At 46.8% G+C, this 22,179-nt stretch carries 20 protein-coding genes; 3 read left to right on the top strand and 17 right to left on the bottom strand.

Annotated features, from left to right (window positions below):
• Positions 1-323: 323 nt before the first annotated feature.
• The 17 genes from ACQ4M4_RS10920 to ACQ4M4_RS10840 all read right to left on the bottom strand — a co-directional run bounded on the left by ACQ4M4_RS10920 (position 324) and on the right by ACQ4M4_RS10840 (position 18,407).
• On the bottom strand, positions 324-1,307 hold the full coding sequence (locus tag ACQ4M4_RS10920; protein WP_430684535.1) for a hypothetical protein: 984 nt from the start codon (positions 1,305-1,307) through the stop codon (positions 324-326).
• Between the two features lie 9 nt (positions 1,308-1,316).
• The gene (locus ACQ4M4_RS10915; protein ID WP_430684534.1) at positions 1,317-1,700 is read right to left on the bottom strand and encodes a hypothetical protein; all 384 of its coding nucleotides are present in this window, start codon (positions 1,698-1,700) and stop codon (positions 1,317-1,319) included.
• A 32-nt stretch (positions 1,701-1,732) separates the two neighbouring features.
• Entirely contained in the window at positions 1,733-6,022 is a 4,290-nt protein-coding gene (locus tag ACQ4M4_RS10910) for a CHAT domain-containing protein (protein WP_430684533.1), read from the bottom strand.
• 173 nt (positions 6,023-6,195) lie between these two features.
• The gene (locus ACQ4M4_RS10905; RefSeq protein ID WP_430684532.1) at positions 6,196-6,441 is read right to left on the bottom strand and encodes a hypothetical protein; all 246 of its coding nucleotides are present in this window, start codon (positions 6,439-6,441) and stop codon (positions 6,196-6,198) included.
• Positions 6,442-6,555: 114 nt separating this feature from the next.
• Positions 6,556-7,410, bottom strand: a complete 855-nt coding sequence (gene radC / locus ACQ4M4_RS10900; RefSeq protein WP_430684531.1) for a RadC family protein — start codon at positions 7,408-7,410, stop codon at positions 6,556-6,558.
• 419 nt (positions 7,411-7,829) lie between these two features.
• A complete protein-coding gene (locus ACQ4M4_RS10895) occupies positions 7,830-8,183 on the bottom strand; it encodes a hypothetical protein (RefSeq protein ID WP_430684530.1) in 354 nt (117 codons plus the stop codon).
• Positions 8,184-8,414: 231 nt separating this feature from the next.
• Positions 8,415-9,227 carry a pentapeptide repeat-containing protein gene (locus tag ACQ4M4_RS10890; RefSeq protein ID WP_430684529.1) on the bottom strand — a complete coding sequence of 271 codons (813 nt, stop codon included), beginning with the start codon at positions 9,225-9,227 and terminating at the stop codon, positions 8,415-8,417.
• A gap of 42 nt (positions 9,228-9,269) precedes the next feature.
• A complete protein-coding gene (locus tag ACQ4M4_RS10885; protein ID WP_430684528.1) occupies positions 9,270-9,824 on the bottom strand; it encodes a hypothetical protein in 555 nt (184 codons plus the stop codon).
• Between the two features lie 78 nt (positions 9,825-9,902).
• Positions 9,903-11,156 (bottom strand): hypothetical protein, encoded by a 1,254-nt coding sequence (locus ACQ4M4_RS10880; protein ID WP_430684527.1) that lies wholly within the window; start codon positions 11,154-11,156, stop codon positions 9,903-9,905.
• Between the two features lie 70 nt (positions 11,157-11,226).
• Complete coding sequence (locus ACQ4M4_RS10875) at positions 11,227-13,137, bottom strand: type IV secretion system DNA-binding domain-containing protein (RefSeq protein WP_430684526.1); 1,911 nt, start codon at positions 13,135-13,137, stop codon at positions 11,227-11,229.
• A 612-nt stretch (positions 13,138-13,749) separates the two neighbouring features.
• Complete coding sequence (locus ACQ4M4_RS10870) at positions 13,750-14,241, bottom strand: DUF6753 family protein (RefSeq protein WP_430684525.1); 492 nt, start codon at positions 14,239-14,241, stop codon at positions 13,750-13,752.
• Positions 14,228-14,983 (bottom strand): hypothetical protein, encoded by a 756-nt coding sequence (locus tag ACQ4M4_RS10865; RefSeq protein WP_430684524.1) that lies wholly within the window; start codon positions 14,981-14,983, stop codon positions 14,228-14,230. The genes ACQ4M4_RS10870 and ACQ4M4_RS10865 overlap by 14 nt, the downstream gene beginning before the upstream one ends.
• Before the next feature lie 15 nt (positions 14,984-14,998).
• Positions 14,999-15,448 carry a hypothetical protein gene (locus ACQ4M4_RS10860; protein ID WP_430684523.1) on the bottom strand — a complete coding sequence of 150 codons (450 nt, stop codon included), beginning with the start codon at positions 15,446-15,448 and terminating at the stop codon, positions 14,999-15,001.
• A gap of 12 nt (positions 15,449-15,460) precedes the next feature.
• Positions 15,461-15,817 (bottom strand): excisionase family protein, encoded by a 357-nt coding sequence (gene xisR / locus ACQ4M4_RS10855; RefSeq protein WP_143780470.1) that lies wholly within the window; start codon positions 15,815-15,817, stop codon positions 15,461-15,463.
• A 59-nt stretch (positions 15,818-15,876) separates the two neighbouring features.
• Entirely contained in the window at positions 15,877-16,548 is a 672-nt protein-coding gene (locus ACQ4M4_RS10850) for an NYN domain-containing protein (protein WP_430684522.1), read from the bottom strand.
• 323 nt (positions 16,549-16,871) lie between these two features.
• Positions 16,872-17,713, bottom strand: a protein-coding gene (locus tag ACQ4M4_RS10845) for an IS5 family transposase (RefSeq protein ID WP_430684521.1) whose coding sequence is annotated in 2 segments (ribosomal slippage) — positions 16,872-17,326 and positions 17,326-17,713 — 843 coding nt in all. Because the reading frame shifts where the segments join, the coding sequence is not laid out codon by codon here.
• A gap of 190 nt (positions 17,714-17,903) precedes the next feature.
• A complete protein-coding gene (locus ACQ4M4_RS10840; RefSeq protein ID WP_430684520.1) occupies positions 17,904-18,407 on the bottom strand; it encodes a hypothetical protein in 504 nt (167 codons plus the stop codon).
• Between the two features lie 168 nt (positions 18,408-18,575).
• Here ACQ4M4_RS10840 and ACQ4M4_RS10835 point away from each other — a divergent pair, with 168 nt between their 5' ends.
• The 3 genes from ACQ4M4_RS10835 to ACQ4M4_RS10825 all read left to right on the top strand — a co-directional run bounded on the left by ACQ4M4_RS10835 (position 18,576) and on the right by ACQ4M4_RS10825 (position 22,177).
• Positions 18,576-19,832, top strand: coding sequence for a protein kinase domain-containing protein (locus ACQ4M4_RS10835; protein ID WP_430684519.1), 1,257 nt, complete (start codon positions 18,576-18,578; stop codon positions 19,830-19,832).
• Entirely contained in the window at positions 19,829-20,983 is a 1,155-nt protein-coding gene (locus tag ACQ4M4_RS10830; RefSeq protein ID WP_430684518.1) for a hypothetical protein, read from the top strand. Before ACQ4M4_RS10835 ends, ACQ4M4_RS10830 begins: the two co-directional genes overlap by 4 nt.
• Before the next feature lie 66 nt (positions 20,984-21,049).
• Positions 21,050-22,177 carry a serine/threonine protein kinase gene (locus tag ACQ4M4_RS10825; RefSeq protein WP_430684517.1) on the top strand — a complete coding sequence of 376 codons (1,128 nt, stop codon included), beginning with the start codon at positions 21,050-21,052 and terminating at the stop codon, positions 22,175-22,177.
• Positions 22,178-22,179: the final 2 nt, after the last annotated feature.

Here is a 22,179-nt window from a genome sequence, read left to right as displayed (position 1 = left end):
AGTAAGCCCCTTTACAAAATACGCTATCCCAGAGAAATGAACCTAATATCCCACTGATCAGTATTCCCAATATCTTGGCACTAGTAACCCTGTCACGTCACGAAATATCGAACTACGTTGAACAAACTGAGCTTTCTTCTAGTGGGGGCTACTTCTGAAGGTTCTCCCGCCAAAATCCGTGGTCTATCACAGACTGTAATACTGCTCCAACCTTCAAAACCAATTTCCCCGCTTCTACCCCAAAAATTTCCTTCTTAACGGGAAAAATCAAGCTTTAGTTCTATGGCAACTAATCTAGTACATTGCAAGGGGCGATCGCTCCTTCAAAATCCGCGCCATAGGTAGTCAGTAAGTTGCTGTCCCACGCGACGTTCTTCCTTGGGATCATCCGGTTTCTTCCAACCGAGGGCTTGGTAGAGAAGTTGGCGGTGGAGGTCGAAGCTGGCTTCAATCAGATCGCCGTAGGTGGTGGCAGCGGCGATCGCCCAGGTGTAGTAGGAAAATAGGGCAGACAGAATACCCAGAGGAACAGCCCACCAGGCTCCTAAAGCTGCCCAGATCAAAAACAGGATGCTCCAAAGCCACAGGCGAGCGGCGTTGTTCAGGTCGGCACGGGCATCTTGGAGGTCTTTTTTAGCGGCTTCAGGCAAGAGCAGCCAGAGGCGTGACCAGCAAATAATTGCATCCAGTCCGTATTTTTCAAGAGGTCTGCGTTCGGCGGTACGCAGGATATTGCCCATGCGGGTGGGCATCAAGTCAGGGTTGGCGGGTAAATTGTGGAGAGCGAGGCGAACTCGTGTCAGGGTTTCTTGCTGGGTAGGGGTGAGGAGACGTTCGTTGAGTTGGCGATACTCATCCCGCTCAGTTGAGTTGAGGCTGGTAGCTCCTTGGGTTTCGATGATGGTTTTGAGGGCTTGAAATCTTGCTTTTTGTCGAGCTTCGAGGGTTCTCAGGGTTTGACTCTGTTGGATGAGAACTTGTTTGTGTTGATGATAATGGGCAATGCGGACTTGGCGAACAGGTTGAAGCCACGGGTGCCAGTAGCCCTCTAAGAACCTGATGATGGGGGTATCAAAGCGTTGTACGACAAAGGCAGAGGCGGCAACAATGCACAGAGCACCGACCAAAATGGCAATCTGGAGCGGTTCGGGGTACGCCGTGTATTGTGTCACTAGCGTGTTCAAGCCCAGTCGTTGAATGGCTGTGAGAAAACCACCTAGCCAAAAGATGAAGGCTGGGGTGAGGAGTGTGGCAACCCACTGCTCGGCAAGTTTGCTACCGAAGCTTTCCATAACTTTTGCTGTCATGGAACCATCCTACGCTGGAGCGGGAACCAGAGGAACGAGATGGTCGGGACAGAGAGGAATGTCTTCGTTAGCTTCTCGATACCAGGTGTAGTCGTTGCCGATAGGGCAGATGTAGGGGGTGGCAGCAGCAAGTGGGGAGTCGCCGGGAGGTCTGGAGTATCCTCGTTCGCCAGCAGGAATCTCTAGGAATTGATCGAGCCAGCTTTTGGTTTCGGGGTGGGCATCCAAAATTTCTAGCAGGCGATTAACCTGGGTAGTTTCGTCCAGATCGGTTTGGTTAAGGAGTTGGGACAGTTGGAGATCGATTTGGTCAGCCAAGGCTGGGATTAGCTTGGGCAATAAGGGACGAATCGTACGGCTAGCAGCTAGTATCTGGTCATTGTCGAAAAACATAAGGATGAATTAAGAATCGGCAAGTGGAATGGCTAAACGCCAGTGTAGCTGAAGGCAGCCCAGTAATAGGGATGGGAGAAGGGGCGGTTGGCTGGGTTACGGGGACGCTTTCCCAGAAGAGGCGCAATCTCAGCTTCGGTGCTATCTCGTAGCCAGATTTGGGCGTGGCGCAGAGCTTTTGAGGGTTCTTGGTCTTTGGTGCGCCACAGTTCGTAAAATTTGCTGAGGAGGAGCATAGTACTGCGATCTTCTACAGCCCAGAGGGAGGCAACGACACCTGCGACTCCGGCTTGGAGTAGTCCTGTAGGAAGGCTAATAGCCTCGTCAGCGTTCTTAATGCCAGAGAGTCCAGTTTCACAGGCAGAGAGGATAGCAAGACGGATGCCGCTGCCTTCATCCCCAGACAGTTTCAGATTCAGTAAATCCCGCAGGGTGAGCAGTCCATCGCTCATCAGCAAGCCACTGGTCAGGGGTTCATTCAAGTTGGCAGTACCGTGGCAAGAGAGGTGCAGGACGTGGCATTGGGGCAGGGCTGTAAGGATGGCTTCCACTGTGGCTTGGTCATGCTGTAAGACCTGTGGTTGGGGGAAGCTAGCAATTGCGGCAACCACTTCTCGGCTGGAGTTGGGCAGATCTTGGCGGGGATTGTCGATGGCGAGGATGTAGTAGGACGGAGTCTGCTGGGCAATAGCTTGGGCAGTGGTGAGAGATTTAGCATTGGGGGTGTAGGTGAGGTGAATCTCATCGAAAGCGTAGCGGCGACCTGTAGGGGTTGCCGGATCGTCTGTCCAAGCCGCATGAAGTGGTACAAAGCTCAAGAGCCCGGCAGGAATGAGAATGGCTTGACTGAAGTTCTGGGCTTTAAGATTACGAATTAGAGGCTCCATCAGAAGCTGCCAGAGTTGATGGGTATCTTGATCAATCCGTTTTAGCCATGTTGGTTGATCAATTTGACCAAGCTTATATTCCCCATAAATTGTAAGCCCGGTGACAAAGATTTCTCTAACAACATCCCAAGTACGTTCATCCAACCATAAATCAAAAACCTTCTTTGGAGTTACAATCAGCGCGAAACTTCCAGCTCCGGTTGATGTTATATAAACCAGCGGACAATCGGATTGGGCAGCAGCGCAAATATCAGCAAAATTAGTTGGTTTAAGAAAGTCATCATAACCCTTAATTTGACGAATTTGCTGGATAGCAACATTTAGGTTCTCGTATAACTGACGAGCATTGACGCTGTGGGCTTCAGGGGTAAGGCTTTGGCGAAGGTGGCGGTTCTCTTCAACCGTAGCGCCATTGGTAACATGTTCCCTTTGCTGGGCTTCCAGGTTGCGAATCTGAGTAGTAAGGTCTCTGTAGTAATGATAGAGAGCAGAATTGAGTTGTTTAAGCCCTTCTAGATTGGCTCTATCCCTTTCCAGGATGTTGCTGAGTTCTCGAGCACGCCCCCTTTCTAAAATTAAAGTTGCAGCTTTTAGATGTCCGCAGCGTGCGAGTGCAGAGGCAGCGAAATGGGGAAGGCTACCTGTCTTAGCAAGTTCGGCTGTCTTACTCTCCAAGAGAATACAGTTTTGGTAAAGAAGTTCTCCAGCGCGCAGCGCGCGAGTGAAGGCTTTGGCAGCTTTGAACCAGGCTTGCTCTTTAAAGAGTAAGTTGCCCAGACCAACCGCTGTTCGCTGACAGTCCTTAGGAAAGTCCTGTGGGGTATAAATTTCCAGTGCTTTTTCATAGGCAGCAATTGCCCGCTGAACATTATCAACGTGTTCTCCTTGTATTCGATCTTTATAGGCAACTGCCAAGTTACTTTGCGTCATCGCCCAGTCTTCGGGGAAATCGTCACGGGTTCTCACCTGCAAGGCTTGCTCATAGGCAGCAATGGCATCTTCAATATTTTGTGCTCGGTCTCCCCGAATTCTCTGCCAGTATGCATTGGCTAAACTCTGCATCGATAGCGCCCACTCTTTGGGCATGGACTCACGAGTGCTCACCTGCAAGGCACGCTCACAGGCAGCGATTGCATCTTCAATATTTTGTGCTCGGTCACCCTGTATCCGATCAGGGTAGATAGTAGCCAGATTGTGTTGGGTCATTGCCCACTCTTCGGGCATGGACTCACGAGTGCTCACCTGCAAGGCAAGTTCATAAGCAGTGATTGCCTTCTCGATATTTTGTGCTCTATTGCCACGAATCCGCTGAGAGTAAGCAATCCCTAGATTATTTTGAGTCATCGCCCAATCTTGTGGAAATGCTTTGCGGGTTCTAACTTGTAGTGCTAATTCATGGATTTTGATCGCCTGTTCAAGATTTTCTGCCCGATCACCTCGAATGCGATTAGAGTAGGCATTTGCTAGGCTATTCTGTGTCTTTGCCCAATCTTGTGGGAATGCTTCTCGGGTATAGACTTGTAGTGCTAATTCATAGAATTTGATTGCCTGTTCGAGATTCTCTGCCCGATCACCCCGGATGCGATCAGAGTAGGCATTTGCTAGGTTATATTGCGTGATTGCCCAGTCCTGTGGGAATGCTTCGCGGGTTCTGACTTGTAGTGCTAATTCATAGAATTTAATTGCCTGTTCAATATTCTCTGTCTGATCGCCCCGAATGCGTTTAGAGTAGGCGGTTGCTAGATTATTTTGCGTTATTGCCCAATCTTCTGGGAACGCTTCGCGGGTTCTGACTTGTAGTGCTAGTTCATAGAATTTGATTGCCTGTTCGAGATTTTCTGCCCGATCGCCTCGGATGCGATTAGAGTAGGCGATTGCTAGGTTATCCTGTGTCGCTGCCCAATCTTCTGGGAACGCTTCGCGGGTTCTGACTTGCAGTGCCAGTTCGCAGGTTTTGATCGCCTGTTCCAGGTTGCTAGCGCGATCTCCCCGAATTCGTTCTTTGTAAGCGACTGCTAGATTACTCTGTGTCATTGCCCAATCTTCTGGGAACATCTCACGGGTATAGACTTGAAGTGCCCGTTTGTAGGCTTTAATCGCCTGTTCAATATTCTCTGCCCGATCGCCCCGAATGCGTTCAGAGTAGGCGGTTGCTAGATTATTTTGCGTCCTTGCCCAATCTTGTGGGAATGCTTCGCGGGTTCTGACTTGCAGTGCTAGTTCGTAAGTTTTAATAGCCTGTTCCAGGTTGTTAGCGCGATCACCTCGAATGCGATTAGAGTAGGCAATTGCTAGGTTATTCTGTGTCCTTGCCCAATCTTCTGGGAATGCTTCGCGGGTTCTAACTTGCAGTGCTAGTTCGTAAGCGCTGATTTCCTGTTCAAGATTCTCTGCACGATCACCTCGAATTCGTTTGGAGTAAGTAATTCCCAAGTTGTATTGGGTGTCTGCCCAATCTTTTGGGAACGCTTCGTAGGTATAAACTTGGAGTGCTAATTTATAGGCTTTAATCGCCTGTTCAAGATTGTCAACGCGATCGCCTCGAACACGCTTAAAATAAGCACTTCCCAAATTGTACTGCGTGGCTCCCCAATCTTGTGGGAACGCTTCGCGGGTTCTGACTTGCAGTGCTAGTTTGTAACCAACAATCGCTTGTTCAAGATTTTCTGCCCGATCGCCTTGAATACGATTAGAGTAAGCGACAGCCAGATTCATCATTAATGTTGCCCACTCAACAGGGACAGTTTCGCGTGTCCACACTTGTAACACTTGTTGATAAGCAACGATAGCATCTTCAATGTTTTGAGAGTGATCGCCTCGAATGCGGGAATAGTAAGCGATTGCTAAATTATTCATCGACTCTGCCCACAGATCAGGCATGGTCTCTCGCGTCATCATCTGCAAGGATTCCTCACAGGCAGCAATGCTCAACTCCAAGTTAAGCCAGCGTGTTCCCAAGGGAAAATTTTGAATCAGGTTCCCAAACAACCCGAAGACTGCTGAGACAAAGATCAGCGATTCTGGATTTGCTTGTAATAGCTGGGTCGCAACACCAGGTAATACAGCAAGCAATTCTTCATTAAATCTCTCTTGCTGTTGCGACCATATCGAGTAGATCTGTTGCGAATCACCACGTTTCTCCGAAACCAATTGCAGCGTTTCCCGCAAAAACTGGCGAGCAACTTCTCGATCTTGCTGTGTAGATGTCTCTAAACCTATTGCCTCTGCCAATCGTGTTGCAAATCCTCGCAACCACTGGGCATTACCATTCCCTTTCTCCTCCAAAGACACCGCGACCTGCTCCATCACCGCTAGTAATCCAGCATCAAACAGGTCTGGGTAACTTTGCAAAATGTTAGTTTCCTCACCCTGAGGACAATTTAGCAGTTGCTCAATCAACGCCCCATAAGCCTGCATTCGTTGCTCATCTGCCATAACCTAATCCCTCTCAGTAACCTAACCCTTTTGTAGAAGCTTTTTCAGGCAACAAAAACATCCTTCAGGAGCACGAAGCTACACCCCATGTTCCTGAAGGATGCTCAACTTAGCAGTGTAGAGATTTAATAGTGACAAACTGTGAAGAAAGTTGCTTCTCAAGAAGAACTTGACTATATCGGTTTATTCTTCATAGCTATGAAAGTTGCAGTTGGAATAAAGCCATCTATTTGCTCAGTTGGATCAATCGCTTCCAATCCATACAAGAAACCATCTGCTCCAAACAAGAAATGAGCAAAGACACAGCCTACAATTTCACCAGAAAAAGGCAGAACAAATAATGCACGCCCAAACGTGAAATCAAAAATGTCGTATAAGATACAAATAAGCAGTTTATAGTGCCAAGCCAGCGATCGCATTGTTCTTTTCCTGTAAGAAGAAAATAGTAAGGCAATGCGCTGATTATATTCGGAAACACCTTATTTCCTAACTCTACTCTTGATGAAATAAAATTCATTGAGCTTTGGTAGCTTCTACTCCTGAGGATTCTCCTGCCACAGGTTCGTCGTTTGTCGCAGACTGCAATACTGCCCATTACCCAAGATTAAATGATCTAGCACCGGAATCCCCAACACTGATGCTGCCTGAAGTAGTTGTTTCGTCAAGGCTAAATCTTCAGGGCTAGGTTCAACCGCACCGCTTGGATGGTTGTGAGCCACAATGATTCGGGTTGCCCCTCGATGAATCGCCGCTCGAAACACCTCCCTTGGATGGGCAAGTGTCTCTGTTGCAGTACCAATTGTCACCACTTGGGTGCCCAGCAGTCGGTGCTTAACGTCCAGCAGAACAAGCGCAAAGCACTCCTGGCTTCGCCACATCAGGTCTTGGGACAGTGCCTCGACAGCCACCCCTGGATCATCAATCACAACCCGTTTCTCTGGCTTAGGCAAAAATACCCGCTTCCCCAGTTCGATCGCTGCTACCAGGGTCGCAGCCTTCGCTGGCCCAATCCCCAGCACCGTAGTAAGTTCCTCGACGGTAATCCCTCGCAACCGTCTTAAAGGATCGATGCCGTCAGCTCCTAGAATTTGGAGAAGGTGTTGTCCCAGAGCTAAGGCCGAAAATTTTCCAACCCGTTGCCCTGTGCCAACCACGATCGAGAGTAATTCAGCCGTAGATAATGCTGAGGCACCAACATCGACGAGGCGATCGCGAGGTCGTTCCCCTGGTGGTAGATCATTCAGTGACACCCCAAATGAATGTTGGGCAAGAGGGGATTCATAGCAATGACCTGACCAATTTTGCTCAGAGGGCGCAGCCTCTAGCTGTATGTCCAAGGAGAGCTGCTCAAACTCGTCCTCTTCTCTATGGCTGTTCAGTGACGACATCCTCCTCCTGAGTCACGTTATTTGTTTAGGAGTTTGGATAAGGATTTTCTTCTGTCAATATTTTTTCTGGCTTCTCGATATCGAACCTGTCATTCCTCGTAGCCTGCGAAGCAGGGATAGGGGAATGACAGGTACATTATGAAAATTCTTAACATTCACCTGGAACAAGGCACCCGGCATGGAATTGTTCCCAGCGGCATAATTCCCTGGTGCTTTCAGAACTGCTAGGGAAATTGCGCTCACTTGCTCACAGGTTTTACACAGGCGGCATTCAGCCCCTATGCAAAACCCATGACCAACTTCGCAAGTTATCCACCCCTTCGCTGTGGTTCCGGGTCGTCCTTTTGCCCTTCACCCCAGCTCAAGCGTGGGTAACTTTATTCCAACTGACGCGGTAGCTACCACTATCCGCTCATGCCCTAATCCAGAGCGTTATCCTCATCTGCCACCTGAAACCCCTGAGAAGACAATCTGCTGATCATCCAGCTTCGTGCCTCGTCCTCGTCCATATCCGCTAGCTCCATCAGGAACTTTTGCAAGATGACAGACAGGTCATGCCGTAGGTCATCGATTTCTGCACTGATGTTTTTCAACTCACTGTGCAACTCAATCACCTCATCCCGTAATGGCTGTTGACTCAGAGCATCCAGGAAAAGTTCACGGATATACTCATGGAGACTCAATCGTTGATCTAGGGCTTGTCGATTGAGTTTTGCCGCTAACTGACCATCGATCCGAAAACTAACCGTTTTTGTAGAAAGCTGCTTTTTCATGAAACCTAAGCCAGCACTGCTGACCCCATTCACAGCAAGAAGTGTACGCACTCTCAAAGTGCAATCGCTGACAATCTGTATGCAGCCCCAAACCCAGGTGCGCCAAGACTTCTGTCTGCTGACACGCGACGGGGGTATTTCAGGTGTCCGAACCGTCCGTTAGGACATTCCACCATTTATTCCCCCTTCTGAAAATTCGCTTCCCTGGCTAATTCCAGAGAATTCCGTTATCTATCCCTGTGTTTGTTGCTGAGCATTTTGGCTTGAATAGTTCCCCATAAATATCTCTTTCAGACTCAGGTTCGCACTCACGCCTCGTTCACTCGCCCCATGTCTATCTGCTTGAGAGAGGTTGGCATTCTGGAAGTCAGTATCGTAGAGATTGTTCTGCCAGAGTTTTGCTTGGGCTAACGAAGCCCCTGATAGGTCAGCTCTGGTTAGATTTGCCCAGGCTAGATCAGCACGATTCAGATTACTGCGATCGAGGAGCGCATCACTGAAATTAACCCCAATGAGCTTTGTCTGCTCCAGGTTGGTATCCGTAAAACAGGCTTGGGCACAATTTGCCTGCTCCATCCGGGCAAAACTTAAGTTGCTGCCTATGAGAACAGCCTTGCTGAGATTGGCACCCTGAAATCTGACATAAGCGAGGTTGGCATGATCAATCAACGCTCCACTCAGGTTGGCACCGTTTAGGTTCGCACGGGTTAAGTTGCTTCCCGTCAACAGTGCATGGGTGAGGTTGGTTGCCTGAAGTTTGGCTTTCCAGAACACCACCTGACTCAGGTTTAGCTCTGTCAGGTCAACACCACGCAAATCTACCTGACTCAGATTCGCACCCTGCCAAACTGCACGATGCAAGTTGATCGCAAGCCTCAGATCAGCACCTTGAAGGTTCAGCGAAGCCAGTTCAATCCCTTGTAAGTCAACGCCAATCAGACGGGTACGCCTAAAATCCCGCTGGTCTCGGTAATAGTCCTGTTCAAATTCCTGGTGAGTAAGGGCGCGTTTATGGAACGGATTCATCTCGGTTACGTTCTTCATACCAATTACCTGCCAATTACCTGTTCATTGGAGACTGGAATTTCAAAGCATCTCGATTAGTTCTTGCGTTACAGATTGAAGTTGGCTGAGGTAGCGGTAGACTCGTTGATGCTGCTGGAGAAACACCATCGGCTGTTCAGCCCGTAAGCCCTGAGGAGAGAGGAAATGGGTATCGGTCAATTTCTTGAAGAGATACTCCCGCAGGTAATTCAGTCTGCTGAGGACTGATGCTCCTTGAGAGCCTGCTGGATAAATCGGTTGGAGATGCATCTCCAGAGCTTTAGTTTCTTGAGCGATTACCTGGATAGCTTGTTCAATTTCTGATGAGGAGTTCCAGGTTGGTTGGGCTTGCAGTGTTTGAACCGCAGTGACGATGGTCTGGTGACTTGCTGTTACCTGCTGCTTCAGTCCCTCAGGATAGTTCTGCTTAAGAGGAACCGATTCCATTGATACATTCTTCTCAGACAGCTCAATCAGCCGTAGCAGCGGTGGATAGGAGCATTGCCCCGTTTGGCGAATTGCTTCGAGGCAGAGAGCCAAAAACCGTTGTTGAGACGTGCGTTCCTGTGCTGAAGTGATGAAATGATTGCTGTTCATTGTGGTGAATAGGGGTAAGGAGACATCAAAATACTTGGGAGAATTTCGTGTGCGATCGCACCCTGAGTACCGAGGGTTTTAATGAGGCACTTTGCCATTGGGTAAGGTTGCAACATCCTGGTATTCCCTCTGCTGAAGCCCCTTCCCTGCTCGATAGAAAAGCTCTTCCCTCAATTGGTAAATTGCCGGATCCCAACTCCGCAACACATCCTTCCGTCTAGCGAACGTAGCGACCTTGGCGATCGCCACACCACTGGTTACGAGACTGATAACGAAATAGAACAGGGGGAAGCCCAAATCAGCGAGGTCTCCGGTACTAAACTTTTGAGTAAAACCCTGAAGTGACAATCGGCTTGCCTCAAGTCCAGAACGAATCTGACCATACTCATCAAAATAAGTGTGGTAAATGTCTGGGTGAACTGCTTTCAAATAGAGCAAAGCAGTTCCATGCCGATGAATCTCAGCCTGTTTTGCTTCCTGCTCTGTTTGGAGTTTGGTGGCATATACCTGAACCTCCTGTTCTAACTGAGCTGCTTTCCGGCAAAGGGGAAGATTCGTCGTGGGCACCTGGTTCCAGTCGCGATCGCGTTCACTCCAGGTTCCATAGGCTCGCTGATACAACAGGTCTCTATTGGGGTGATCCGGTGCTAAAACGTGAAGCTCATCAAGCACTCCTTGGCAGTCTGCCTGTGCAGCTTTCAGCCACTCTTGGCGTTGAGCAAGATTTTGCTCTTGGAGGGTAGTGTCGAGAATCTTCTCCTGAATCAGTTCCCGCCCACGTTGCTCAGCCAGCCCTGATGAGTTGAGCAAGAGTTCTGTCCCTGGCCCCGCAGTCAGCGTGAGCACAACGTTTAGAAGAATAGTTCCCGCTAAAGCAGCGATCGCACCTTTGGGATGGCGGTTACGACAAGCAGCTTCTCCGAGGGCATTTCCCGTTTTGTTGAGCAAGATTCCCAGCACAACTGCGAGGACTGTACCGCTACCGCCCATTCCCGCAAAAGCATAATAAAGATAGGGATAGGTCGTCAAAATGTTGATGAGATTAGCAGTACCGAGGATCGTTGCTGTTGTTTTTGCCTCAGTAACCAGCTCAGGGGTGACGTAACTGCGACCGTATAGTGTTTCTGAATCTGCCCACGCAAGATCTGTCAGTGGTTTGAGCAGTTTCTTCCAGAGTGGTGGTTGCGGAAGTTTCAGTTCTCCTCTAGAAGCAGCAATTTCCCATAAGGGAGCTAAAAGTGCTTCTCCCTTCAAATAGTCGATAAGCTGTTCAGGGTGCTGTTCCTGGTTCTCAAGAATGCTGCACTTTGAGTCGTCAGAAGATAACGGCATGGCTTCTCTATTCCTTGATTTAGAGGTAAAAATTGAGGCGGAGTTGAGTGTGAGAAGAGAGATGAGATTTCTAGATTCCTAAAGCTTCGGACTCTGTATCCGTCCAGGGAAGCAGTGAGGTTGTAGGGTCATCGTCGCTGATGCGATCGTAGGCAGTCACATAGTCCACCCGCTTGGCTCTCATCCTTTCAATTTCATCCCACCCATATGTATGAAAATGGATTCCTTCTCCAGGCCCAACAAAGTAACCGTGCAATCCATTCTCAGGACCAGGAGATGGAATGTTCATATCCATAAATTGTTGAGCTGTGACAGTGCGTCGATTGCCTATCCGCTCTTGTGCCCCTGAAGTGAACGTGCTGCCTTGAGGCCCGGATGAGACTGAAGTGCTATAGCTGGTATCGACGTATTCGTAATCAGAGAAGTACTCGCTTAAGAATTTAGCGGTTTCAGGATCGACTCCCATAATTGCTTTCCATCGGCAAAGACCGATGATTTCGCATGTCTTCTCTCGACCTAAAATCCTTAGTAATGCAGGGACATTCTGAGTAGATAAAAACGTACAGATTGATTTGGAACGACCTAACGCTAAAATATCTTCCAGTTGAGGCAAATCACCCATTGCTGCTAATTCATCAATAAACATCCAGACACGACGATCCGGGTCATCAGATAGCCCCTTAAGACCACTTGTTACGAAGCGGAACATGAGTTGGTTAATTCGCTTGAGGGTCTCTGGGAATTCAAAGTCACTGCCCAGGACGAGAGCATATTCCCCCTTAAGCCAGTCACGAATTGAAATTATGTCTTGAGCATGTTCCCAGCGAGCAGCAACAATAGCGAGGGGCAGTAGATTTGACTGAATTGTTGTGATCACCTCGTTTTTCTGTCCCTTCTTCTCCTTAAAAAACTCCATGTATGCCTGATGGCGTGGGTGATGCTTCTCCAACAATTTCTGCATGAGCACTTTGTCACTACAAAACAGAATCAGATGACGCAACGTCCAGTTCGTTCCAAATATTTTGATGAGAACAACAATTACTGCTGTGATCAGCAATCGAGGAGCATCAATAAAATACTGATTGTCATTATTGCTCTCAGTCTCTGGAATCAGTACCGCCGCAAACTCCGCAGCACTTGCTTCACCTCGAATATCCTTACCAATTGCCCATCCGGTACAACGACGATCAAGCGGGTTAAGGATTTTATAGGGAATACCTAGTGCTTCTAGGTACGGAACCAAACCTGCTGTTTGATCTGGCTTTGCATCGTAAAGCAACCCACGATGATTTGGGATAATGCCAATGCCTGACAAGGCAATCGTCATCAGCACCTCTAGCCAAGTACTCTTCCCCATTCCAGGTGCGCCTAAAACGAAGTAGCCTAAGGATTCCTGAATCTTTTTGACCCACAACTTTCCCCACGGCAGAGGATGATTTGCTGCTTCAGTTAAACGATTGCTGATATCGCCAGAATATCGAAGCCTTTTCCCTCGTATCACTCGATCCCAAAGAACCCATTGTGATTCCACCAAGGCCGCTGTTACCAATCCTGCAATAAAGACAGCAAACACCAAAGCGAGTTTAAGACTGATACTGGGAAGGATGATGAGACTTAGGCTTAGAGTCCCAAATCCAGCACCAATCACCGCAAAGACTGACAGTCCCCAGAAATTCAACGGGATTAGCCCTTCTTGCCAATTCTTGAGAGTAACCAATACAGAAATGGCCTTGAAGATGACGTAGGAACTCCCTGCTGAACACAGTAAACCAACGAAATGACCAACAACATTACCAGGATTAAAGAAAGAGAGCTGAAACAGCTTCAAGAAGAGATCCGTAACTCCTGAACCGAGTGCATAGATGCATGGAGCAGTGATTATGACAAAGAGGCTAGCTATTGCTCCCCTGCCCCATGCAGGAAATTTTTGTACAGACTGAAGCATCCTTTCACGAAGATCTACAGGTTGTTTACTACTCATATCGGTGTCCTTTTTTAGAAGAAGAGAAATGTGTCACTGAAACTGTTTCCAATAATGGATCTGAGCTACTTTTGTGTTTGGATAACACCAACCCAGAAGAGCCAAAATAATGAAGAAGACAATGGCTGTTGTTCGCTGAAGTAACGGAGGTGTTGTCGTAAAATGAACCAGTCCCCAATATTCACCAATGCTGACTAGGAAAGGTAGTAACAGCCTGGTAATTGACTGAAATAACCAACGACACCCACAAGCCATGATTTGGAGAGACTGAAATCTCAACAAAGACCACTCATTGAAGAAGCCATCGAGATACGTCCCAAACCAAAATGTAAGGTAGAGAAGCGTTATCACCTTAAAGAAAATGCTTTGCACCAACTCAGGACTAATCCAACCGAATGCGAGGTTATCTCTGTAGGGTAGGACGCTAATTATCGCGAGAATAAATGGATACAGGCGTGCCCAGAGTATGATTAGCCCTACAGTTGAGGCTAATCGCCGAAGAAATGTAATCATAGGCTTGTAAGCGAATGAAGGGATCGGAATTCAAAATCACGGGATAGGAAGAACTCGTTGTGTCAGGAATTTATTGAACCAACGAGTTACTTCCTCTTGTTAATGGGCAGCAGCAACAATCATGACAGTTGCTATCAAGAGTGCTCCAGCAATACCACCGATCGCAGAAGTGACAAGGCACCAGAGCAAAGCTGTTTTGAGAGAAAGAGAGATTGCACTCTTATGGCGGTTCTGATGCCGCTCAACTTCAGATAATTTCTGATTCAAAATAGTGCTTAGCCGTTCAGCAGTGACATAGAAGCTGTGATTCAACTCCTCGTGTCGATGGAGACTAATTTCGACTTCTTCACAAAGGGCTAGTAAGACGGCTTTAATACCTTCCCTCAAACTTGCTAGTTCTTCTGGAATTGGCTCAACTGACATCTGGCAATTGGTGAGAGCAGCGAGTATCAAAAATATCGGATCTCCCTCATTAATGCCAGAATGGTAAAGAATTCGTAGAAGCTTCTCCCTTGCTTCTGGACTAGCACCTGCAAGCACATCGTTGAACAAATCATGATTGCCAGCCCCAGGACGTTTAGGGCTTTTCACCACTCAATATTCCTGTGCTTTCGATTTGGGTAAAGCTTTTCTGAAGGAACTTGTACACCCGTTGCCGTGATACCAAATCAAACTTGGGATGTTGCAGTGCCTGTGTAAAGGTAAGTTGATGCTCTTCAATCAGATTCCTCTCAGCATAGGGAAACTTTGGCAAATCGATAACTGGAATGTGATGCTCAGTTATCGCAGCTTGTACCTCATCATCTTCATCCACATGAGTCCAACTATCGCAGAGTCCCCAATTTCTCACGAATATGTGTTTCATATAGGGACCTAGCTCTTTCAGTGACTTGAGAAAGAGCTTTACGGAATCGTACCCGCCATTTGTGACATACCAGTGATAGAAGGTGATGTTGTGTTCCTGCGCTAATTCATAAAGATCATCTTCCAAAAACCACTCCTTCATAGGTTGATGAACCTGAGCAGGGAGATTACAAATCACTAAGGGTGAATCAATAGCTGCCTTAAATAAGGTATCAGCTTTAGTACGTTTTCTAGGATCTTCACTGAAGTAAGCAAACTTAACATCAACGCCGGAATTGCGATAAATTCGTCCTACATCTGGGTTGACACGATCGCATTCAGCAAGAACAAATTCTAGTTCCTTAGCTAAGCAAAATTCTGCCATGACACAACTAGTGAAAGATTTTCCTACGCCCCCTTTGTCACCTCCAACAGAGCAAACTTTTCGCTCAGGGTTGATGGAAACTGTAGCCGCTAGTCGCTTATTCACTGAAATTACCTCCAATCATTCAAGATTTTCAAATTCGGATTCGATATCGTCATTCTGAGCGTTGCGTAACAACATCTCACGTCGTTCTGACGGCATACTTGTGGATTTTGGTTGGACTTGGAGCGATACTTGAGGGGAGCGAGTGTTTGTAGGCTTCGCAACAGATAACTTTGGAAGAGCAGCGTTGTCTCCTGAATGGTTCTTGGCATAAGCCATGTATTTCCGTAAGGTTCCTGGCGAGATGTCCACCCCCAGCTCTTCCTCGAAGATCAAAGCGAGTTCATCATAGGTCTGTCCCCGTTCCTGAGCAGGTTTGAGAATAGGGTAATATTTGACCACAAGGTCTCGCAGTGTTGCTTTCTGTTGTCGCCGCCGAGGTTTAGCCTCCAAAGATTCAAGTCGCTTTAGAAAAGCAGCTTCTCGCTCTGCATCGTCCCCAGTCCCAGCGTTGGGACGAATTGACATAGTTGAGCCTCTCTATTTAGATTGTCGTTGCCGTTTCTTAGTGGATTGATTGCTCTCCAATTTGAAGAGGAAAGCCTCAATAGCACGCTGATGTGCTTGTGGATCTCCTCGATGAATAGCCCAGTCAACAATCAGTTCTAAGTTGTAGCGCACCAACTTTGGGCCAAGATAGAAATAGTGAATGCCTTCGATCCAGAACTGTTTACGGTAATTCTTTAGTGTCGAATTACTCACTGAGATGGCAGCTATAATGCCTTGCTTCGCAACAAGCGTTGCAGGTAGGTTTGCAGCATCGATTGATTGAACAAGAGCGGCAACATGGGAGCGATCAATTGATTCATTTTCAGTTTGTGCTGTTCTAGCTTGCATAATGGTTCAAACGCTAGTAGATGGATATGGCATCTGCACCCTACATAGCTTATGGACACTCATTTCTCAGGCTTCCTGCTAGGCAGACGTGGTTTACAAACACCAGGAAGGGCGGTTATGGGTGTACACTTATCTGCAACAAATCTCAGCTCACTACTCAGGCTTTGCTCTGAGAAGTAAATCACCTCAATGCGCTTATTTAGCTCCTGTTTAAGCTTCCTAAGCGGATAGGCATAGTCCGAGTCACTGCTTACAACCACAAGTGTCTTGACGAAAGGTGCATAGAGACTTGCATCTGAGATCAGCCATGTATCGATATCCTTCCTGGTTTCGGAATTATCAGATCGAGGCTGAACAACTCGTGGGCTAACCTGATAGCCAATTCGTCGCAAACTCTCCACCTTCTCCTGTTGATCTGGACGAATCACTAAATAGGCAAAGACCCCCAATAGTTCATCTCCATCTCTAGTAAGTTGGTGGTAAAGCTGCACATCATCAATCCAGAGTCCTTCATGTTGTGCCCTTGTATAGATGTGCGTCAAATCAACGAGTACGGCGCGATCGTGGTATCTAGGCTTAGCACTTCTGGGTTGCACATCTAGTGAATGAGTAGAAGGAAGAGTTATCTCTGGACTCCTTTCCATCTTCAGTTCACATTTAAGAGATACATCAAATCCCAAAACTGATACATTCAAAGCAATCTGCCCGATCTGAGCATGGCTAGTAAACAAGTTTGTGTTTCTCCTCAGCGAACGTTACTGGTTTTGTTGTGGCTGTGTGAATCTCATGACTATGAATTAAGCAGTTCTTTCTGCCTCTTCCAGCAGTCGCTTGTTGATTTGCTCGATAATTCAGAATTGCACATCCACAATGGTTTGTCTGGGAGAATAGGGGCTTTAAGGATGGGACTTTAAGCGTTAAACTATGAACTCGCTAGAATCCCCTTTAGAAAAGCTTTGTAGCGATTGGTCAGCCTCATTCCTTGACTGGAATAGCACAAAAATTTAGATTCGTGCCCCTCCCTAAGAGCGCATTTCCAAATAAATTGTGAAACTTATCCCTGCTGTTGACCGAGACGTTTCAACATTAAGCGAATCATTGCTCCCTGAATCATTGCCTCGCTCATCTCGGGTAACAGTTCATAGTCCTTGCTTAATCGACGGTTTTGATTCAGCCAACCAAACGTCCGTTCTACAATCCATCGCTTTGGAAGAACAACGAACCCCGCCTCAGAACGTTTCACCACCTCGACTTTCGCACCACATAATTGCTCTACCACCCGAGCAAAATTCTCACCTTGATACCCCTGGTCTACCCAAATCAACTGCAATGCTGCTGCTTGTTGTGCATCCATCTCATGCACAACAATCGCCCCTCCTCGTTGCTCTGAGCAATTCGCATCTATAACAACAACACAGATTAACAGTCCTAGCGTGTCTACTAGAATGAACCGCTTGCGTCCCTTGATTAGTTTGCCCCCATCGAAGCCATAGACTTCCCCCTTTTTTCCGTCGTCTTGACCGACTGACTATCTATACTGCCAGCACTCGCATTGGCTTGTCTTCCAACCGATACACGGACTTTGCGGCGTAATTGGTCATGAATCTGTTGCCAGACCCCTTGACGCTGCCAGCGGCGGAAGTATTTGTAGACCGTTTGCCAAGCAGGCAGGTCTTTGGGCAGGTCGCTCCAGATGCACCCGTTATGGATTTGGTAGAAGATGGCGTTGAGAATCTCCCGTTCGTCAACCTCCCGCTTGCGTCCTCGCCCTGTTGGGTGAGGCGGAAGGAGTGGGCGAATAATCTGCCATTCTTGATCGCTTAAGTCAGTGCTATAGCGTTTAGCAGCACGTTCACTGACACGGCTAAAGCCACGAGGCTTCAAAGTTGTTACCATTTTCCCAGCATCGAGAACACTACTTCTGATCTTGTTCCAATTTATCTATCAACCCCGTTGGCTTAATCTTTTATTTGGAAATGCGCTCTAAAGTCACAGGGACTTTTATTCTTAGATTCTTGAGAACCTTAAGAGCTGAAGCATAGTAACGAGTGGCTATCTAGAACATAGATTCATCCAGAGTTAGACATCACCTAACGACTTCTACTTTCTTCAAAAGTTCTTTAATTTGCTGCTTAACAATAGGCTCATATTTTTGAACCCATATCGCTCTTGCTTCCACTTCTGTAAGTCCCTTCTCTTTTGCCCCTTGTAAGAAACCTTCCCATGCTCTTTGGACTGCAATTCTTTCAGCTTCTTGAGGTGGAACTATCTCTCCCTGTGACTCAGGTAATGAGGAAAATTCTTGTTTCTGAGCAACAACCATGCTTGTTCTCGTATCATATTCTGCCCGATTTAAAACAAAATATGGCCATCCAACTGCATGTAAACAAGAAATAACTTCTCCAAAGAATAGCCAACTTATGAAGCCATTTTTCTGGGAATACTGCCAATTATAGTAAGGAGCAAAAATACAAACTCCCAGGATATAAGTACTCATAGAAATGGATAGGAATACCGCAAATATTTTCTTGCTTAAGAGCCTGATTTTTTCTATGGCTTTCCACAATCTGTTTTTACTATCTACATTCACAGTTTTTCCCGTACTTGCTCATCCTGAATACTTCTAAGTTGTGGTCTCTCGATTAAACAATGCCTGAAATCTTCATAACAAAGCAAGAACACATTTCTTAAATCTATCCGGATCATCAAGCCGATCGCCTGTAGAGGGAAAAAATATGCGTTCCCCACCCGGCGATCCATGAACCTTCCGAAGCAACAACGTAACCGCGATAGCTTCTTCATAACTAACGAGGCGAAAAAACTCCTTGAAGAGCAGCGGGACAAGTTAGCTGGACACGAGGAAAAGGACTGCGTGTCCTTTGAATACCTCCAAAACCTGATTGCAGAAAGTAATGGAGGCATAGATGTAGATAGGAAGGTGATTTCAAATATCTTTGGACAGAAAAAGCGTGCTGCAAGGCGTTCAATTCAATTGCTCTTCTCTGCACTAAAGCTGGAACTCAAAGACAAATATCTCACTCGAAATCCTCCACAGAAATATCCCGGCTCAATCCCTGAAACTGGTTTGTCTGTTAGGGAAAAATCTCATAGCATCAACGCATATTCCAGCCAAGAGTCTTCGTCGTCGAGCACATTTTTTCCTGTAAAACTATCCACTACAACAGCACAAAAGAGCATCAATAATTGGCTTATTGAAGATTGTGTTACTTCGTGGATTACAGCCTCAAATGGACTTCAATATCGTGTCTTTCGTCTCTGTGAAAAGTACCTTAATCGTATTGATAGAGGGAAATGTTATGACATCAGGTATCTCAGTACTGATGAGCAGAAGGCACTTCAATCAAAACTTTCCCGACATAAGAAGGTGGTTGATCTGCTCACCGCGCGACAAGTCAAGGGTATTCCCGTAAACCGCACTGCCCTCCTCGATAATCCAGAAGAACCTTATGAGTGGTGGGTTATTGATCAATGGATTGAAGGGGACACCGTAGAAACATTGGTGAAGAACAAACAATTCTCTTGCACAGATATCCTTCCCTTTGCTCGTTGTCTTTTAACTACAATGCATGAGCTTCATACCGCAGGTATTATTCTGCGAGACCTCCATACACGATCAATAGTTATCAGAACTGATAAGCAACCATTTGTCCTCGACTTCGAGCTAGCAAAGATCATTACTGGAAAATCATCAGTGTCCAATCGAGGACTAATAGCTAATCCCTTCCGAGCGCCAGAACTTGTAGAGGGGGATGAGAACCCGACCGTGGAAGCCGATCTCTACAGTTGGGCAATGATCCTCGTTGCGATCGCCACCGGAAACCTACAACCCCAAAGAGCCGATCTTCCTCACTGCATCAGTGTGTTTTCTAAAAAACTCTACCAACAAGTAGAGGCTTGTCTAAGTATTTATCCTGACGAAAGACCTCACTCAGCGAAGGAAATATCAAAAGCTCTATCTTTTTGGCGTTTAGGAGGAACCAGGGGTAGGACATGACGTATTCATATAGCGGCAAGAGCAGCCCAGGTGAAGGGTTGACAGCTCGTGAGCATACCCCTTGGATCGGGGTTCACGCCATGACTGAGTTTATGTTCTGCCCACGCGCTGGTCTCATCGCGTATGAGTTAGGACAGGAGGACGATGACGAGTATTACGAAGAGCAACGAACGAACCTCCAGTACCTACCCTGTTACAACTCCAGTGAAATAGAAACAAGGCTCAACTGGTCTATAAATGAACTGCGAATTCGCGTAGCAAAGAGAGACGAATCACTACTTCAGCAACAGCAACTACGGAAGAAAAAATTAATTGTAACTTCAGCCATAGCTTTTGTCACAATAGTTGTTCTCTACTTCTTAGGCTTCAATTCATGGTTACACCTTCTAATGGCTGGTATCGCCTATCTTTTTGCTCTTTCTCGTATCCCTAAAGTGTATTATTCGGATTCAAATATATCTTCTTTAGAATCGAATATAAAACTTCTACAAGCGAGACGAGCAGCCGCGTTGAGGGCAAAGCCAAAAGAACCTGCTCTCTCAACTGATAATGAATCCGTAAATTGGTGGGATCTGCTTGCTGCTGGGTTTGAATCAGTTTCTTATCAAGAGCCGCTTCGAGACCGCAAATATAGAGTAGCAGGAAAACCGTGGCGTGTCCTTAAGAAGGGGTCTTTACGTATACCTGTATGGAGACGGAAAGATGAGAATGCGTCAACACGAAAACTGAAAGGACAGCACTATGCTCGTATGGCTGCATACTGCCATCTCCTTGAGAAGGCAGAAGGTGGACGTAGCCCCTACGGTATTATTTTGCTTGGAAGAGAAGTGTATGAAGGAATTACCGTTTCTAACGGTGTAGGATCTCGTGCTGCATTTCACAAAGGCTTGAAAGAAGCTCGACACACTGTAACCTCAGCTAAAGGTGGACAAAACCCCTCACCCCCAGATGAACGAAATTGTCTCAATTGTCCAAAAGGAAAGCCTTTTGCCTATCGAGAGGGCGAAAGTGATGCAAGAACCGGAAGGTTAAACTCTCCAGTAAATCTACATGTTAGTGGGATTGATCGCCGCTACTATCACAGCGAATGTGGCGATCGCTTCAAATGGTTGCCCCCTCATGAAAAAGCATCAGACAAATATCTCCAATAACTTCCTCCACGCACAATTCTTTAAATCCATGTCCCGATACAGCAATTACATAGGGAGATATGTACTGTGAATGAATGGGGTAGGAAATATCTTAAAAAACTTGATGAGCCAGAAGAAATCCGCTGGCTTGGGAAAAGCTATAACGTCACCCACACCCTGACTCTTGGGAAGAAGACCTATTACATCGTCAAAGATCTCTCAGGGAAACGTGAACGGTATATGGCGTTCGATAGATGGAGCCAAAACAGAGGCGAGATGTGGTGCATCTTGGGCATTGATGGTAAGAACCTCGATGCCAGAAATAAGAATCGGCAGCCAGGACTGGTTGAGAAACTGAAACGGTTGTCAGGAAACGATGGTAGGCTTCCTGTCATTTTTAGCTACGACCGGATAGGCCGTGAGCGAGCCTACCTTGTTACCTCATGGACTGAGGGTGAAGATTTAGGGTGCTATTTGGAACGTGTCAAAAATGGAAATCACTGTGAGCATGAGGGAAATAGGTGTATTCAGAAAAAACTGATATGCGCTAAGAAGCGCGAAACTGGGATGAAATGCGAGCCTCGCCCTAGTGCCTATGAAGTTTGTCTGTTAATGATCAGTCTTGCTCATGGACTGCGGCAACTTCATCGGCTGAACATAGTTCATGGCGATCTCAATCCAAGAAATTTAATTCTTCAACGCAACCCAAACCGACTCGTGATGATCGATTTTGGAAGTGCTTGGCTTGTGGAACATACATTGAATCGAGATCTTGGAGATGGGAACCGTCCAAAGTATGCAGCACCAGAACTATTGGCGAAAGATTCTGAACAGTGCTTTGCTGACGATCGCAGCGACCAGTTTAGCTTTGGTGTCATTTGGTACGAGCTTTTAACGCTCAAGTATCCTTATGGAGGATATGGAGGAGACTTCCGTAGGCTAAACCAACAAGAGATCATAACAGCCGAACAAGCCTACCAACCCCCCAGTCAAGCGGCCAGTATTCTTAATATCGATAAGAATCGGCTTCCACTTGAAGCATGGCATCTAGTAGATAGAATTATTGGGCGTTGTTTAGCACGCGATCCTGATAAGAGATATCAGAGGGAAAGAGACCTGCTTGATGATGTGGATGAACTTCGTCATGTCATGAGAGCTAAGAAGCTCTCAACAAGAAACGAGGAGTTTCTTAAGACTTTTGAGAAGCCAGTATAAAA

This window comes from Leptolyngbya sp. AN02str (genome assembly GCF_050565595.1).
Lineage (GTDB): Bacteria > Cyanobacteriota > Cyanobacteriia > Elainellales > Elainellaceae > Kaiparowitsia.
The sequence above is the reverse complement of the archived record's forward strand: the minus strand, read 5'-3'. Positions and strand labels throughout refer to the sequence as shown.